Here is a 14635-nt window from a genome sequence, read left to right as displayed (position 1 = left end):
AGCAAAAAAGTACATAAACGCATATTGAGCGACACAACGGCTGTTCGCCCGTTACACGGAATAAGCGCGTGTCGTTGGGAGCATGGCGGTGTGACCCAAGTGACCGAAGGCACCCCTTCGTTGTCGGCAGAGCGGGCCAGGTCCGCCGGGCTGGCGTTCACCTTCTTGCGCGGGGCTCTCGCGGCCGGACTGGGGCTGAGTGCGCTCACCGTGCTCGTCATGGTGTTGTGGATCAGCTCTCCGGCCCCCGACAACGGCCCCGGCGGGGCCCTCCATACGGCGGCCGGGCTCTGGCTGCTCGCCCATGGTGCCGAGCTGATCAGGACCGACACGCTCGGCGGAACACCCGCCCCGGTCGGCCTCGTTCCGCTGCTGCTCACCGTCGTGCCGGTGTGGCTGGTGCACCGCGCGTCCCGGGATGCCCTGGAGGCGGACGAGGGACGTTCGGCGCCCTCGGCGGCGAGTGCGTTCGCCCTGGTCACCGGCGGATATCTGCTGATCGGTGGCGCCGTCGCGCTCTACGCGCGGGGCGGTTCGCTGTCCGTGCAGATCCCGTCGCTGCTCTTCCCCGCAGCCCTTGTGGTGGCGGCCGCGGCGGGGGCCGGGGTCTGGACGGCATCCGGGCACCCGATCGGGCCGCCGCCGTCCTGGGCGCCGGTGCGCCTGCACGAGGAGCTGGCGCGTTCCCGGTTCAGGGAGCGCGCCGACACGGCCTGCCGGTCGGCCGCGGCCGGTGTGGCGGCGCTGCTCGGCGGTGGGGTGCTGCTCGTCGCGGTGGGGCTGGTGTGGCACGCGTCGGCGGCGCAGCAGTCGTTCGTCCACCTCTCGGGCGACTGGGCGGGCCGGGTCTCGGTGCTGCTGCTCGCGCTGGTGCTGGTGCCGAACGCGGCGGTGTGGGGCGCCGCCTACGGAATGGGGCCGGGTTTCGCGCTCGGTACGGCGTCCACGGCCACCCCGCTCGCGTTCTCGGGGCGCCCGGCGCTGCCCGTCTTCCCGTTGCTCGCCGCGGTCCCGGACCAGGGTCCGGGGACGGTCCTGAACTGGGCGGCCGCGGCGGTGCCGGTCGCGGCCGGGGTGACGGTCGCCTGGTTCACGGTACGGCGGGCCGCGCCCGTCCACGCCGGACGGGACGAGGCGTGGAGCCCGTGGGAGACCGCGCTGACGGCCGGGCTGGGGGCGCTGGGGTGCGGGGTGGGTACGGCGGTGCTGGCCGCCGCCGCGGGAGGACCGCTCGGCACCCGGGCGTTGGCGGAGTTCGGTCCGTCGTGGTGGCTGACCGGTGCGGCGGCACTGGCGTGGACGGTGTTGCTCGGTGTTCCCGGAGCGCTCCTGGTGCGGGCCTGGCGGCTGCGGGGCGGCGGCCGGGGTCCGGCGCGGGAGACGGCGGAGGCGGAAGGGGCACCCGCGGTCCGGGGGCCCGGGGAGGCCCCCGAGCAGCTGCCTCAGGAACCGGGGGGCGGTGGCCGGAGGTGGTGGACGCGGTCCGGGCGCCGGGACACGGGCGAGCGGACCGAGCCGGTGCCCGCGTCCGGAACGGTGCCCGCGTCCGGAACGGTGCCCGCGTCCGGAACGGTGCCCGCGTCCGGAACGGCGTCCCCATCCGGAACGGTGCCCGTACCCGTACGCGCCTCCGGGCCCCGGGTATCCGCCACGGCGAGCGGTGTCAGGGCGGCGTCCGCGACGGGTGGTGCGGGCAGTGAGGGCGGGAACGCGGAGCCGTACGACTTCCTGCCGACCGAACCCTGGCACGAACCGACGGCGGCCCGGCCTCCCGAGGAGGCCGGGCCGTCCGGCAGTGCGTGAGGTGTCAGCTCTTGACGCCGAAGAAGGGTTCCAGCGGCTTCGGCAGCAGGTCGTTGCAGGCCAGCTGGCCGGACTTGGTCAGGGCGTCGTTCACACAGGTGTAGTAGTCGCGGTAGACCAGCTGCACCGTGAACGTCGTGGCGACGATCGAGAGCGCGAGCAGAGCCGTCACCAACCCGCTGACCGCGGCGGTGGTCTGCTGCCTGCCGTAGCCCGGGGCGGGAGCGCCGGGCGCGGACCCGGGCGCACCGCCGGGCCCGGTCGCGGACCCGGGGACATGACCGGAACCGGAACCCTGAAGGGGGCCGGGAGCCGGCGTACCGGACACCGCGCCCGCTCCGGGGACCCGGGCGGCGGCGCCCGGTGCGGACGCGTCCCTCGGCTTCGCCCGAAGCGAGCTGATCGACCAGTACACGGCGAGTGCGCCGAGCAGCAGGGCGATCTCCGGGAAGTCGAAGAGCGCGAAGAAGAAGGCCCACATGCCGCAGAGCAGCGCGTAGCGGGCACGGCGCTGGGCGGGATCGGTCGGATCCCAGCGCAGGCCGCCCCGGTTGCCCTCGGGGCCGCCCTGGCTGTTCGGCCCGCCCTGGCCTCCGGGACGGCCACCGAAGCCGCCGCTCTGGCGGCCGGGCTGCCGGCTGCTCCACTGGCCGCCCCAGACCGGCCGGTCGCCGGAGGAATCGCCTTCGGGCGACCCGTCGCCGTTGCCCCGGCCCCCGTGCCCCTGGCCGTTCCCGCCGTTGCCACCGTTGCCGTTTCCGGTGTTCGAGGGGTGGCGGGGCTGCCAGGGCTGGTCGGGCCGGTTCTCGGGCGGCGGGGCGAACGGGTTGTCGTCGGACGGCGAACCCGAAGGAGAGGAGCCGGAGGAAGCACCGGAGGTGCCGGAAGAACCGGGGGAGCCGGAAGAAGAAGGGCCCGTGGGGGACTGGCGCTCTCGCAGCAGCAGCGAGGTCCGCTCGGGCAGCGGGTGGCGGAAGGCGGTGCGGCGGCGTCGGTCCGGCATATGGTGAACGTCTTCCCCATCTCGTCATTTCCGCCCTGCGGACGGTTCCCTGTCCCCTGACGCTACCTCCCGGCCAGGAGGGGCCGAAAGCTGGGAGCGGCTGCGCCGTGCGGCCGATGACCGCTCCCCGGACATTCCCACGCCTTCCCCCGGCCGGTCCCATGGCCGATCAGCCGCCGATCAGCCGCTAATCAGCCGCCGATCAAAGGGCCAACCAGAGGCCAACCAGAGGCCAACCAGCCGCCGATCAGAGGCCGATCATCAGACTGCTCGCAGTCGATCCGGAGTCGGTCCGGGGCCTCTCACCCCCGTCCCGTGGGGGTTTTCCGAGGTGCCGGTATCGTTGCTGACGGTCGGCCCGTTCGTAGAGTTCCCCGTATCGAGGGGCTCGATTCTTTCGTACGACCATACAAATCAGCGTCGCTCTGCTTCACCACGCGAGAAAGGGCCCAGCCGTGGCCTCCCCGCCCCCCGCCGCCACGCCGACCCGACTGGTCGTCCTGGTCTCCGGCTCCGGTACGAACCTTCAAGCCCTGCTCGACGCCATCGGTGACGACCCCGAGGGCTTCGGCGCCCAGGTCGTCGCGGTCGGCGCCGACCGCTCCGGCATCGTCGGCCTGGACCGGGCGGAGCGCGCCGGGCTGCCGACCTTCGTGTGCAGGGTCAAGGACTACGCCGACCGCGACGAGTGGGACGCGGCGCTCGCGGCCGCGACGGCCGAGCACCGCCCGGACCTCGTGGTGTCCGCGGGGTTCATGAAGATCGTGGGCAAGGAGTTCCTCGCCCGGTTCGGCGGCCGGTTCATCAACACCCACCCCGCCCTGCTCCCCAGCTTTCCCGGTGCCCATGGGGTGCGTGACGCACTCGCGTACGGCGTGAAGGTCACCGGGTGCACCGTCCACTTCGTCGACGACGGCGTCGACACCGGTCCGATCATCGCGCAGGGCGTGGTCGAGGTGGCCGAAGAGGACACGGCGGAGGGCGAAGCCGCTCTCCACGAACGCATCAAGGAAGTCGAGCGCAAGCTGCTCGTCGAGGCCGTGGGGCGACTCGCCCGTGACGGCTATCGCATTGAGGGACGAAAGGTTCATCTCGGTCATGTCGGTGAATAAGCCCATCCGCCGCGCCCTGGTCAGTGTCTACGACAAGACGGGGCTCGAAGACCTCGCCCGCGGTCTGCACGAGGCAGGTGTCGAGCTCGTCTCCACCGGCTCCACCGCAGGACGGATCGCCGCCGCCGGAGTGCCGGTCACCAAGGTCGAGGAGCTCACCGGCTTCCCCGAGTGCCTCGACGGCCGCGTGAAGACGCTGCACCCGCGCGTCCACGCCGGCATCCTCGCGGACCTGCGCCTGGACGCGCACCGCGAGCAGCTCGCCGAGCTGGGCGTGGAGCCGTTCGACCTGGTGGTCGTGAACCTCTACCCGTTCAAGGAGACCGTCGCCTCCGGCGCGTCCGCCGACGAGTGCGTGGAGCAGATCGACATCGGCGGCCCGTCCATGGTGCGCGCCGCCGCCAAGAACCACCCGTCCGTGGCCGTCGTCACCAGCCCCGCGCGGTACGCCGACGTCCTCGCCGCGGTCAAGGCGGGCGGCTTCGACCTGACCGCCCGCAAGCGTCTGGCCGCCGAGGCGTTCCAGCACACCGCCGCGTACGACGTGGCGGTGGCCTCCTGGTTCGCGGACGATTACGCCGCCGCCGACGACTCGGGCTTCCCCGACTTCTTCGGTGCGACGTACGCGCGCAAGAACGTCCTGCGCTACGGCGAGAACCCGCACCAGCCCGCCGCGCTCTACACCTCGGGCGCCGGTGGTCTGGCCGAGGCGGAGCAGCTGCACGGCAAGGAGATGTCGTACAACAACTACACGGACACCGACGCCGCGCGCAGGGCCGCGTACGACCACGACGAGCCGTGCGTCGCCATCATCAAGCACGCCAACCCGTGCGGCATCGCGATCGCCGAGGACGTCGCCGAGGCGCACCGCAACGCGCACGCCTGCGACCCGCTGTCCGCCTTCGGCGGTGTCATCGCCGTCAACCGCCCGGTGACCGTCGCCATGGCCGAGCAGGTCGCGGAGATCTTCACCGAGGTCATCGTCGCCCCGGCGTACGAGGACGGCGCGGTCGAGATCCTCGCCCGCAAGAAGAACATCCGCGTGCTGCGCTGCCCCGACGCCCCGACCGACCCGGTCGAGGTCAAGCCGATCGACGGCGGCGCGCTGCTCCAGGTCACCGACCGCCTCCAGGCCGACGGTGACAACCCGGCCAACTGGACCCTCGCCACCGGTGAGGCCCTCTCCGAGGACGAGCTGAAGGAGCTCGCCTTCGCGTGGAAGGCCTGCCGCGCGGTCAAGTCCAACGCGATCCTGCTCGCCAAGGGCGGCGCCTCGGTCGGCGTCGGCATGGGCCAGGTCAACCGGGTCGACTCCGCGAAGCTGGCCGTCGAGCGGGCGGGCGAGGAGCGGGCGCGGGGCGCGTACGCCGCCTCGGACGCGTTCTTCCCGTTCCCGGACGGGCTGGAGATCCTGACCGCGGCCGGCGTCAAGGCCGTGGCCCAGCCGGGCGGTTCGGTCCGTGACGAACTGGTTGTGGAGGCCGCGAAGAAGGCGGGCGTGACGATGTACTTCACGGGTACGCGGCACTTCTTCCACTGACGTCGGGCCACTGACATCCGGTCCGGAAAGGCCGAAGGCCGTAAACCCGCGAGCGTGCGGGTTTACGGCCTTCTTCGTTCCCGTGGGGAACAAGCAGGCTGAACGTCTCAGAACTGCGGCTGCTGCTGCCGGTTGAACCAGGCGTTGCCGTCGGCCCTCGCGACGAAGACGATGATCAGCACGGCGAGAACCGTGTGCACGAGGCCGAAGACGACGAACGGGTAGATGCCGAGAATCGCGGTGATCGCACCGAAGACGATCGCCGCGACGCGGATGCCATTGGTCCCCTTGCCGAACTTCACGGCCAGGAACACGGCGAAGGCACCCCACAGCACCGCGAAGACCACGATGCCCCACAGGGCGTTGCCGGAGTAGTCGGCAAGCTGCTGGAACTGGACGTCGTCCTTGAGCGTCGCGTCGTTCTTGGCAGCGCCCACGGCCGCGGCGCCGATCGCGAAGATGACCGCGCCGATGACCTGCAGGCCGGTGATCACGTAGAGCATGACGCGGGCCGCCTTCACGCCGCCCGGCATCTCGGTGGGTACGCCGGGAAAGCCGTATCCGCCCTGCACGGGCGGAGCCGCGGGGTAGCCGCCCTGTTGCGGCACGCCCTGCGGGGACTGCTGCGGGTAGCCGTACCCCGGCTGCCCGCCCTGCTGCTGGCCGTAGGGGTTGTTCGGGTCGCCGAAGCTCATGGCGAAATTCCTCCGTTGTAAAAGTGCGGGGACGACGCGGTCCGGGCGGAGGAAACATGCGCAATGAGTACGGTCTGTCCCCCCGGCACTGTCCGCGGTACTGCGCGGCTCATCGTGGTCTTGACATCGGCTTTTTGTCCAGCCGATTGCCGAATGTGTTGTGCAAGCGCAATCTGCCGGCCACCACCGGCACCCGGAATTGGTATGCGGGCGGGGTCATCCGCGAGTATGGAGACATGACTGCCCAGATTCTCGATGGCAAGGCCACCGCAGCCGCGATCAAGTCCGATCTCACCGTCCGCGTGGCGGCCCTCAAGGCGCAGGGCATCACCCCTGGCCTGGGAACCCTGCTGGTCGGGGACGACCCGGGCAGCCGGTGGTACGTGAACGGCAAGCACCGTGACTGCGCGCAGGTCGGCATCGGCTCCATCCAGCGCGAGCTCCCCGACACCGCCACCCAGGAGGAGATCGAGGACGTCGTTCGGGAACTCAACGCCAACCCCGAGTGCACGGGCTACATCGTGCAGCTTCCCCTCCCCAAGGGGATCGACACCAACCGCGTCCTGGAACTGATGGATCCGGCCAAGGACGCCGACGGCCTCCACCCGATGAACCTCGGCCGGCTCGTGCTCAACGAGGCGGGCCCGCTGCCCTGTACCCCGCAGGGTGTCGTCCAGCTGCTGCGCCACCACGACGTGGAGATCAACGGCGCGCATGTCGTGGTCGTCGGCCGCGGGGTCACGATCGGCCGCTCGATCCCGCTGCTGCTGACCCGCAAGTCCGAGAATGCCACCGTCACCCAGTGCCACACCGGTACGCGTGACCTCTCCGCCCAGCTCAAGCAGGCCGACATCATCGTCGCCGCCGCCGGGGTCCCGTACATCATCAAGCCCGAGGACGTGAAGCCGGGCGCGGCCGTGCTCGATGTCGGCGTCAGCCGGGACGAGAACGGCAAGATCGTCGGGGACGTCCACCCGGGCGTGGCGGAGGTCGCCGCCTGGATCTCCCCGAACCCGGGCGGCGTCGGCCCGATGACCCGCGCCCAGCTGCTCGTCAACGTGGTTGAGGCGGCCGAGCGCAACGCGGCCGACGCCGTCTGAGCCGACTGCCCCGATCCGGAAGGAACCCCATGGGTGCTGGTAGGAGTCCGGCCGACCCGGCCGCCGAGGCGGACCGGACGTCTCCGGTGGCGTCAGGCGCGGACGCGGACGCGGAGACGGGGGCGGGTGCGGGCGTGTCCGGTGAGGGTGCCGACGCGGGTGCCGGTTCTGGTGCCGCTGCCGACGCGGCGGACGCGCCGGCGCCGGTCCGCGGCGAGGCGGAAGCCGGTTCCGGCGCCGACGTGACGGATGAGGCCGCGGTGGTCCGCGGTGAGGCAGAAGCGGAAGCAGAAGCAGAAGCGGAAGCGGGGGCCGGTGACGGCGCGGTTGCCGGTGCCGTCACCGGTGACGCCGGTTCCGGAGGCGCCCCGGCAGATGCTCCGGTCGCCCGTTCGACGCGGAGGTTTCCGTCGGTCACCCGGGACACCGCTCGGCCCGAGGGCGGTGGCCGGGCCGCCTCCGGGGACGCGCCCGCCCCGGCCCGGCAGTGGCCGCTGCTCGCCGTGCTCTGCACGGCCGGGATCGGGCTGCTGATCGTGGCCACCGACCCGTTCGCCGAGGCATTCAGGATCGGCACGATGCTGATCGGCGTGGCCCTCATCGGCGGCGCGGTGCTGCGGCTCGTCGTCCCGTCGGTGGGCATGCTGGCGGTCCGCTCCCGCTTCACCGACCTGGTGACGTACGGGCTGCTCGGCTTCCTCATCGTGATGCTCGCGCTGGTCGCGCAGCCCAAGCCGTGGCTGGACATTCCGTTCCTGGAGGACGCGGTCCACTTCACGATCCGCTGAGGCCGCGCGTGCGGCTGCGCCACGCGCGGACGGTGTCCGTCCCCTCCCCCGAGGAGGGACGGACACCTGAGGACGGGCTCACCGGAACGCGGCCGCTCCGGAATGTGGCGACATGAGCGGCCTTGCCTCCGTCCTGCGTTCAGCCTTGTGGACGGTGAGGGCCGGTACAAGGGAACCCTGGGGCCTGTGGCACGGAAGTGACCATTCCGCCACGGTGTGATCGTCGCGCAACGGTGTGATCGGCCCGCGACGGCGCAATTACCGCGCAACGGTGGCGCCTTGGGTCCGCGCGGTGGCGCCGGAGGTGCGCGTGGATGCGCGCGAGGACCCGAACACCCCCGTGCACCCCGGCTCCAGAACATTCGTCCGGCGCTCGTGAGGGCCCCTGGGCGGTCCGAAACGGAATCCGAAACGGAATACGGACCGGAATACGGGGCGGAATCCGGCCGGGAATCCTGACCGAATGCGAAATGAAGAGCCGGATCCGGGCAAGGGGAGGCGGTGCCTCGCCGGGAGGCGCTGTCCGACGAACTCGACCCGCAGGTGGGGGAGTTCGCCGGTCGGCCGCGCGGGCTCGTCGGCCGCGGGGGCTGGGCATCCGGCCGGCGACGAGGACACCCTCACCACCGACCGCGACGCGAATGCCCCACCACTGGCCGCTGCGAGGACGCCCTCACCACCGACCGCGACGCGAACGCCCCACCACTGGCCGCTGCGAGGACGCCCTCACCACCGACCGCGACGCGAACGCCCCACCGCCGGGCGGCCGCCTCCCAAGCGGGTCGGCAGCGGGCCGGCGGCGGGTCGGCAGTAGGTCGACAGCGGACCGATACGGCCGTGTGAGCGCTGTGTGACGAGTTGTGTGCGGTGCCACAGGGGGCCGGGCCGACCGGAGGTTCCGGGTCGGATAGCCTGATCGCTGGATATCTCTTCACATCAAGATTCAGAGATGTCCAGCACCAGGGGCCAGGAGCCCCCACCGCCAGCTGTCTAACGGAGATCGCCATGACCCGCACTCCCGTGAATGTCACCGTGACCGGCGCAGCCGGCCAGATCGGCTACGCGCTGCTCTTCCGCATCGCCTCCGGCCACCTGCTCGGCCCGGACGTGCCGGTCAACCTGCGTCTCCTGGAGATCCCGCAGGGTCTCAAGGCTGCCGAAGGCACCGCGATGGAGCTCGACGACTGCGCCTTCCCGCTGCTGCGCAACATCGAGATCACCGACGACGCCAATGTCGGTTTCGCCGGTGCCAACGTCGCCCTGCTGGTGGGTGCCCGACCGCGTACGAAGGGCATGGAGCGCGGCGACCTGCTCTCCGCCAACGGCGGCATCTTCAAGCCGCAGGGCAAGGCCATCAACGACAACGCCGCGGACGACATCAAGGTCCTCGTCGTCGGCAACCCGGCCAACACCAACGCGCTCATCGCGCAGGCCGCCGCCCCGGACGTACCGGCCGAGCGCTTCACCGCGATGACCCGCCTCGACCACAACCGCGCGATCTCGCAGCTGGCCGCCAAGACCGGTGCCGCCGTCTCCGAGATCAAGAAGCTGACGATCTGGGGCAACCACTCGGCGACCCAGTACCCGGACATCTTCCACGCGGAGGTCGCCGGCAAGAACGCCGCCGAGCTCGTCAACGACGAGGCGTGGCTGGCCGACACCTTCATCCCGACCGTCGCCAAGCGCGGCGCCGCGATCATCGAGGCCCGTGGCGCGTCCTCGGCCGCCTCCGCCGCCAACGCCGCCATCGACCACGTCCACACCTGGGTCAACGGCACCGCCGCCGGTGACTGGACGTCCATGGGCATCCCGTCGGACGGCTCCTACGGTGTGCCCGAGGGCATCATCTCGTCCTTCCCGGTCACCACGGAGAACGGCACGTACAAGATCGTCCAGGGCCTGGACATCAACGAGTTCTCCCGTACGCGCATCGACGCGTCGGTGCAGGAGCTCATCGAGGAGCGCGACGCGGTTCGCGAGCTCGGCCTGATCTGATCCGCGCGCTGATCTGATCCGCCCGCCCTTCGGGGCGCACCCCACAGCCCCCGGCAGCAGTCGCTGCCGGGGGCTGTGGGTTTTTTGCGCCGGTAATACGCGGCCGTGACCGGGGACTGCCGACAGAGCGCGTATGGGCTCTCCGGCCGGACCTGCTGGAACGGACCCCGGCGGCCATCGATGGCGGACAGGCGTGACCGTGCGGCCCAGGGCGGTTACCCCTTCCGCAGCTCGTCCGCGATCCCGCGCACGGCCGCCATGGCCCGGCGCTGCAACCCGGGGCCGAACGTGATCCGGGTGGCGCCCAGCCGTCCCAGCGCGTCCGGGGCCGGCCCGTCGGGCAGGCCGAGGGCGTTGAGCGGGGCCGGGACGGCGGCGGCCAGCCGGGGCAGGGCCTCGGGCGGGGCCGCGATCGGGTAGACGCAGTCCGCGCCCGCCGCCACGTACAACAGGGCGCGGCGCACCGTCTCCGCCTCCTGGTCCGTTCCGTCGGGGACGCCGTGGACGTAGGTGTCGACGCGGGCGTTGACGAAGAGCCGGTCGCCCGCGACCGCCCGCACCTCCGCCAGCCGGTCCGCCTGCCGCTGCGCGTCGACGAGGGCGCCGTCGACCGAGTCCTCCAGATTGCAGCCGACGGCCCCGGTCTCCAGGAGCCGTTCCACCAGCTCCTTCGGTGCCAGCCCGTAACCCCCTTCGATGTCTGCCGAGACGGGCACGGCGACCGGGACGGCACGGACGATCCTGGCCACGGCCGCGAACATCTCGGCGGCGGGCGTCGCCCCGTCCTCGTAGCCGAGCGAGGCGGCGACCCCGGCGCTGGGTGTGGCGAGCGCCGGGAAACCCGCCTCGGCGAAGACGCGGGCGCTTGCCGCGTCCCACGGGCCGGGCAGGACCAGCGGGTCGCCGGGCGCGCGGTCGTGGTGCAGGGATCGGAGGACGGATGCGGTCATCGCGGAGGCTCCCGGGGCGGTTCTACGAAGGGGCGGGCAGAGGGGCGAGAGGCGGGCAGCGGGGCGGGCGGGGTGCGGGACGCGGCGGGCGTGCCGGGTCAGTGCTTGATGTCGCCCGGCTTGTAGTGGCCGGGGGCCTTGCGGGTGGCCACGGCGAACCGGTTCCAGGCGTTGATCGCCGCGATCGCGGCGACGAGATGGGCGAGCTCGGTCTCGTCGAAGTGCTCGGCGGCCTTCTCCCACACCTCGTCCGGCACGAAACCGTCGGTCAGTACGGTCACGGCCTCGGTCAGCTCGATGGCCGCGATCTCCTTCGGCGTGTAGAAGTGCTGCGACTCCTTCCACGCGCTGAGCTGGACGATCCGCTCGACGGACTCGCCCGCCGCGAGCGCGTCCTTGGAGTGCATGTCGAGGCAGTACGCGCAGTGGTTGAGCTGCGAGGACCGGATCCTCACCAGCTCCCCGACGACCGGGTCGAGGCCCCTGTAGGACGCGGCGTCCAGCCGGACCATGGCTTTGAAGACATCGGGGGCCTTCTCGGCCCACTCCTGCAGACGAGGAGTGTGTTCGGGGTTGAGTTCGGAGGGCGGTTGGCTGTGCTCGTGCGTCGTCATGGGTATGACGCTACGCGGCGGGCGGCGCAACTGTATGGTCCATTTCCATGACAGATCCCTGGGCCGCTTTCGGTGCCGACCTGCATCTGGAGACGACGGGTTCGGCAGGGCTGCGGGCCGGGCTCATGGACGCCCTGCGCGAGGCCGTACGGACGGGGCGGCTGGCGCCCGGCACCCGGCTGCCGTCCTCCCGCAGCCTCGCCGTCGACCTCGGTATCGCCCGGAACACCGTTGCCGACGCGTACGCGGAGCTGGTCGCCGAGGGCTGGCTCACCGCCCGGCAGGGTTCGGGGACCAGGGTGGCGCAGCGGGCCGAGCCGCGCCCGGCGGCCAGGAGGACGGCGCGGGCCCGGCCGGTGCACTCCCGGCCCGTCCACAACCTCCTGTCGGGATCGCCCGACCTCTCGACGTTCCCGCGCGCCGACTGGCTCAAGGCGGCCCGCCGCGCCCTGACCGCCGCGCCCAATGACGCCTTCGGATACGGAGACCCGCGCGGGCGCGTCGAGCTGCGCACCGTACTCGCCGACTATCTGGCCCGCGCCCGCGGTGTGTACGCGGATCCGGAGCGGATCGTGATCTGCGCCGGTTTCATGCAGGCGCTGAAGCTGATGGGGGCGGTGCTGCGCAAGCGGCGGGTGCGGGAGGTGGCCATCGAGTCGTACGGACTCGACGTGCACTGGCAACTGCTCGCGGATGCCGGGCTGCGCATGCCCTGCCTGCCGGTCGACGGGCTCGGGGCCAGGACCGGCGAACTGGCCGGGCTGCGCGGTGTGGGCGCGGTCCTGATGACGCCCGCGCACCAGTTCCCGACGGGGGTGCCGCTCCACCCCGACCGGCGGGCCGCGGCGGTCGACTGGGCGCGCGGCACGGGCGGGCTGATCCTGGAGGACGACTACGACGGCGAGTTCCGCTACGACCGGCAGCCGGTCGGCGCGCTCCAGGGGCTCGACCCGGAACGCGTCGTCCACCTGGGGACGACCAGCAAATCCCTGGCGCCGGGGCTGCGGCTGGGGTGGATGGTGCTGCCAGGAAGCCTGGTGCAGGAGGTGACCGAGGCGAAGGGGCTGAGCGACTGGTCGTCGAGCGCGCTGGAGCAGTTGACGCTCGCGGAGTTCATCACGTCGGGCGCGTACGACCGCCACGTGCGGGCGATGCGGCTGCGCTATCGGCGCCGCCGTGATCAACTCGTCGCGGTACTGGCGGAACAGGCCCCCGATGTCCGGGTCAGCGGTATCGCCGCCGGTCTGCATGCCGTCCTCGAACTCCCGGAGGGCACCGAGGCAGCGGCGCTGCGGGCGGCCGCGTGGCAGGGGCTCGCGCTGGAGGGACTCTCACGCTTCCGGTGCCCGCAGGCGCCGCCGGGGCGCGACGCGCTGGTCATCGGGTACGGTGCGCCGACCGACAGTGCCTGGGCGGGGGCGCTGGAAGCCCTGTGCCGGGTGCTTGCCTGAGACCGGGAACGTGAAGGCCCCGCCCGGGAACGGTCCGGGCGGGGCTCGTGCCCCTCACCGCGCGGGGCTGAGGAGCGCGCGGCAACGGGTCAGCCGACGGCACCGAGGATCGGCGCCCAGGTGGGACCGGTGAGTGCGGCCACCGCCTGCTTCTGGGAGAGCGGGGGAGCGTCACGGGTCGGCTTCGGCCTGTTTCCACTACCGAAGTCGCCGGCGGTGTTCCACTGCACCATCTGAAGCTGGGCGCCGGTCGACTTCAGGGTCACCGTCGTCGTCCAGCGGTGAGCGATGTCGGAGTCGGGGACGGGGTCGGCACCGATCGGCTGCCTTTCCGCGATCTTCTCCGACATCACCAGGGCTCCGCCGGGAAGCGCGGCACTGCTCGGCAGTTCGCTCAGCTTGCAGGTGTCGCCGACCTCGGCACGCCCGGCCGTATGGTCGCAGTTCAGCCCTTCGCCGTCCCTGAGCGGCAGCTTGAGCCGCAGGGCCGAAACGCCGACGTTGGCGGCGCCGTGCCCGTCGTTGACGTCCACTGCGCCGTTGGCGACCCACCCGCCGGACGGATTCGAGGGGTCGTTGCTCTGTCCGTGCTCCTGCCCGAACCGGCCCCCGGGGAACGTCTTCTTCACAGCGTCGATCATCTGGGTGCCGGTGATCGACGAACGGGGCATCGCCAGCGCCACCGTTTCCATGTCGGACCCTGCGGAGCGAGTCCCGGCGAGCACGCCGGGGAGCACCAGGCCGGCTGCCGCGATCGCGGCGCAGGCGCCGACCCCGGCGATGACGCCCGCGCTGCGCCGACGTCGACTGCGGCTCCGCCCGCGCTCGACGGCTCCGCTCGTGAGCGTGGTGAGATCGGGTTCGAGGGAGTCGGTCGCGCGGTCCAGGGCGTGTGCGAGGTCTGCTTCGAACGGCATGCTGGCGTCACCTTTTCTGTCGCTGATGGGGAGTTTGCGGTGGGTTCGACCTGTGTGCACCGGTGTTCAGTGCGGAACCAGGTCGGACAGGCTGTCGCCGAGCAACGCGCGCACCCTGTTGAGTGCCCGGGTGCCCTGGGAGCGGACCGCGCTGCTGCTCAGCTTGAGCATCCGGGCGGTCTCCTCGATGCTGCGGTCCTCCCAGTAGCGCAGCAGCAGCACCGCCCGGTCCCGGGGCGGCAGTTGGCCGAGCGCGTCCAGCAGGGTGAGCCGCAGTGCGGCGTCCGGGCCGGCCGCCGCGCTGTCGGGCATGTTCCCGATGGGGCGCTCGCCGGTGCTCCGCCGACGCCGCAGGGTGAGGGAGGTGCGGATCAGAACCGTCTGGGCGTAGGCCGCCGGGCTGTCCGCTCTGGCCACCCGCTTCCAGTGCACGTACACCCGGCTGAGGGTTTCCTGGACCAGGTCCTCGGCGAGATGTGTGTCGCCGGCCGCGAGGACGTATGCCGAGCGGTACAGCGCCTTCGCCCTCGCGGCCACGAACTCCAGGTACTGATCCTCCTGTGCTGATTTCACTCGGCCCCCGCCTGTTCTCTTGTTCCGTGATCCCCGTGCATACCCCTCTTGACTACGTGAGACGGCAGGATGTCGCGCGCGGCAGGAGCACCTT

Annotated in this window: 13 protein-coding genes; 7 read left to right on the top strand and 6 right to left on the bottom strand. The window is 71.8% G+C overall.

Annotated features, from left to right (window positions below; genetic code table 11):
* Positions 1 to 99 precede the first annotated feature (99 nt).
* On the top strand, positions 100 to 1803 hold the full coding sequence (locus ACIOMQ_RS02325) for a DUF6350 family protein (RefSeq protein ID WP_402187923.1): 1704 nt from the start codon (positions 100 to 102) through the stop codon (positions 1801 to 1803).
* Between the two features lie 4 nt (positions 1804 to 1807).
* Here the strand turns inward: ACIOMQ_RS02325 and ACIOMQ_RS02320 are convergent, their stop codons facing one another.
* A complete protein-coding gene (locus tag ACIOMQ_RS02320) occupies positions 1808 to 2806 on the bottom strand; it encodes a hypothetical protein (protein ID WP_362208017.1) in 999 nt (332 codons plus the stop codon).
* A 455-nt stretch (positions 2807 to 3261) separates the two neighbouring features.
* Between ACIOMQ_RS02320 and purN the strand changes: the two genes are divergently transcribed.
* Both purN and purH read left to right on the top strand, forming a co-directional pair.
* Positions 3262 to 3918 carry a phosphoribosylglycinamide formyltransferase gene (gene purN, locus ACIOMQ_RS02315; RefSeq protein ID WP_362208020.1) on the top strand — a complete coding sequence of 219 codons (657 nt, stop codon included), beginning with the start codon at positions 3262 to 3264 and terminating at the stop codon, positions 3916 to 3918.
* A complete protein-coding gene (purH, locus tag ACIOMQ_RS02310; protein WP_362208023.1) occupies positions 3905 to 5458 on the top strand; it encodes a bifunctional phosphoribosylaminoimidazolecarboxamide formyltransferase/IMP cyclohydrolase in 1554 nt (517 codons plus the stop codon). Before purN ends, purH begins: the two co-directional genes overlap by 14 nt.
* A 107-nt stretch (positions 5459 to 5565) precedes the next feature.
* On the opposite strand, the gene ACIOMQ_RS02305 is transcribed toward purH, so the two are convergent.
* Positions 5566 to 6153, bottom strand: a complete 588-nt coding sequence (locus ACIOMQ_RS02305) for a hypothetical protein (RefSeq protein WP_401985806.1) — start codon at positions 6151 to 6153, stop codon at positions 5566 to 5568.
* Between the two features lie 236 nt (positions 6154 to 6389).
* Here ACIOMQ_RS02305 and ACIOMQ_RS02300 point away from each other — a divergent pair, with 236 nt between their 5' ends.
* The 3 genes from ACIOMQ_RS02300 to ACIOMQ_RS02290 all read left to right on the top strand — a co-directional run bounded on the left by ACIOMQ_RS02300 (position 6390) and on the right by ACIOMQ_RS02290 (position 10036).
* The gene (locus ACIOMQ_RS02300; RefSeq protein WP_402127495.1) at positions 6390 to 7253 is read left to right on the top strand and encodes a bifunctional methylenetetrahydrofolate dehydrogenase/methenyltetrahydrofolate cyclohydrolase; all 864 of its coding nucleotides are present in this window, start codon (positions 6390 to 6392) and stop codon (positions 7251 to 7253) included.
* A 29-nt stretch (positions 7254 to 7282) separates the two neighbouring features.
* A complete protein-coding gene (locus ACIOMQ_RS02295; protein ID WP_402187635.1) occupies positions 7283 to 8041 on the top strand; it encodes a DUF3017 domain-containing protein in 759 nt (252 codons plus the stop codon).
* Between the two features lie 1005 nt (positions 8042 to 9046).
* On the top strand, positions 9047 to 10036 hold the full coding sequence (locus ACIOMQ_RS02290; protein ID WP_362208031.1) for a malate dehydrogenase: 990 nt from the start codon (positions 9047 to 9049) through the stop codon (positions 10034 to 10036).
* Positions 10037 to 10251: 215 nt separating this feature from the next.
* Here ACIOMQ_RS02290 and ACIOMQ_RS02285 read toward each other — a convergent pair whose 3' ends face one another.
* Entirely contained in the window at positions 10252 to 10986 is a 735-nt protein-coding gene (locus ACIOMQ_RS02285) for an isocitrate lyase/phosphoenolpyruvate mutase family protein (RefSeq protein WP_362208034.1), read from the bottom strand.
* Positions 10987 to 11084: 98 nt separating this feature from the next.
* A complete protein-coding gene (locus tag ACIOMQ_RS02280; RefSeq protein ID WP_362208037.1) occupies positions 11085 to 11600 on the bottom strand; it encodes a carboxymuconolactone decarboxylase family protein in 516 nt (171 codons plus the stop codon).
* Between the two features lie 47 nt (positions 11601 to 11647).
* On the opposite strand from ACIOMQ_RS02280, the gene ACIOMQ_RS02275 reads away from it, so the two are divergent.
* Positions 11648 to 13051 (top strand): PLP-dependent aminotransferase family protein, encoded by a 1404-nt coding sequence (locus tag ACIOMQ_RS02275; RefSeq protein WP_362208041.1) that lies wholly within the window; start codon positions 11648 to 11650, stop codon positions 13049 to 13051.
* A gap of 89 nt (positions 13052 to 13140) precedes the next feature.
* Here the strand turns inward: ACIOMQ_RS02275 and ACIOMQ_RS02270 are convergent, their stop codons facing one another.
* Both ACIOMQ_RS02270 and ACIOMQ_RS02265 read right to left on the bottom strand, forming a co-directional pair.
* A complete protein-coding gene (locus ACIOMQ_RS02270; protein WP_362208044.1) occupies positions 13141 to 13968 on the bottom strand; it encodes a hypothetical protein in 828 nt (275 codons plus the stop codon).
* Positions 13969 to 14034: 66 nt separating this feature from the next.
* On the bottom strand, positions 14035 to 14541 hold the full coding sequence (locus tag ACIOMQ_RS02265; RefSeq protein ID WP_362208046.1) for a SigE family RNA polymerase sigma factor: 507 nt from the start codon (positions 14539 to 14541) through the stop codon (positions 14035 to 14037).
* Positions 14542 to 14635: the final 94 nt, after the last annotated feature.

Origin of the sequence: Streptomyces sp. NPDC087845, assembly GCF_044742755.1 — a bacterium.
Lineage (GTDB): Bacteria > Actinomycetota > Actinomycetes > Streptomycetales > Streptomycetaceae > Streptomyces.
This window is presented reverse-complemented; position numbering and strand designations above follow the sequence as displayed.

Excerpts from the sequence above, each read along its gene's own strand:
- ACIOMQ_RS02320 (WP_362208017.1), bottom strand. The coding sequence starts at position 2,806 with ATGCCGGACCGACGCCGCCGCACCGCCTTCCGCCACCCGCTGCCCGAG.
- purH (WP_362208023.1), top strand. The coding sequence starts at position 3,905 with ATGTCGGTGAATAAGCCCATCCGCCGCGCCCTGGTCAGTGTCTACGAC.
- ACIOMQ_RS02305 (WP_401985806.1), bottom strand. The coding sequence starts at position 6,153 with ATGAGCTTCGGCGACCCGAACAACCCCTACGGCCAGCAGCAGGGCGGG.
- ACIOMQ_RS02300 (WP_402127495.1), top strand. The coding sequence starts at position 6,390 with ATGACTGCCCAGATTCTCGATGGCAAGGCCACCGCAGCCGCGATCAAG.
- ACIOMQ_RS02295 (WP_402187635.1), top strand. The coding sequence starts at position 7,283 with ATGGGTGCTGGTAGGAGTCCGGCCGACCCGGCCGCCGAGGCGGACCGG.
- ACIOMQ_RS02290 (WP_362208031.1), top strand. The coding sequence starts at position 9,047 with ATGACCCGCACTCCCGTGAATGTCACCGTGACCGGCGCAGCCGGCCAG.
- ACIOMQ_RS02285 (WP_362208034.1), bottom strand. The coding sequence starts at position 10,986 with ATGACCGCATCCGTCCTCCGATCCCTGCACCACGACCGCGCGCCCGGC.
- ACIOMQ_RS02280 (WP_362208037.1), bottom strand. The coding sequence starts at position 11,600 with ATGACGACGCACGAGCACAGCCAACCGCCCTCCGAACTCAACCCCGAA.
- ACIOMQ_RS02275 (WP_362208041.1), top strand. The coding sequence starts at position 11,648 with ATGACAGATCCCTGGGCCGCTTTCGGTGCCGACCTGCATCTGGAGACG.
- ACIOMQ_RS02270 (WP_362208044.1), bottom strand. The coding sequence starts at position 13,968 with ATGCCGTTCGAAGCAGACCTCGCACACGCCCTGGACCGCGCGACCGAC.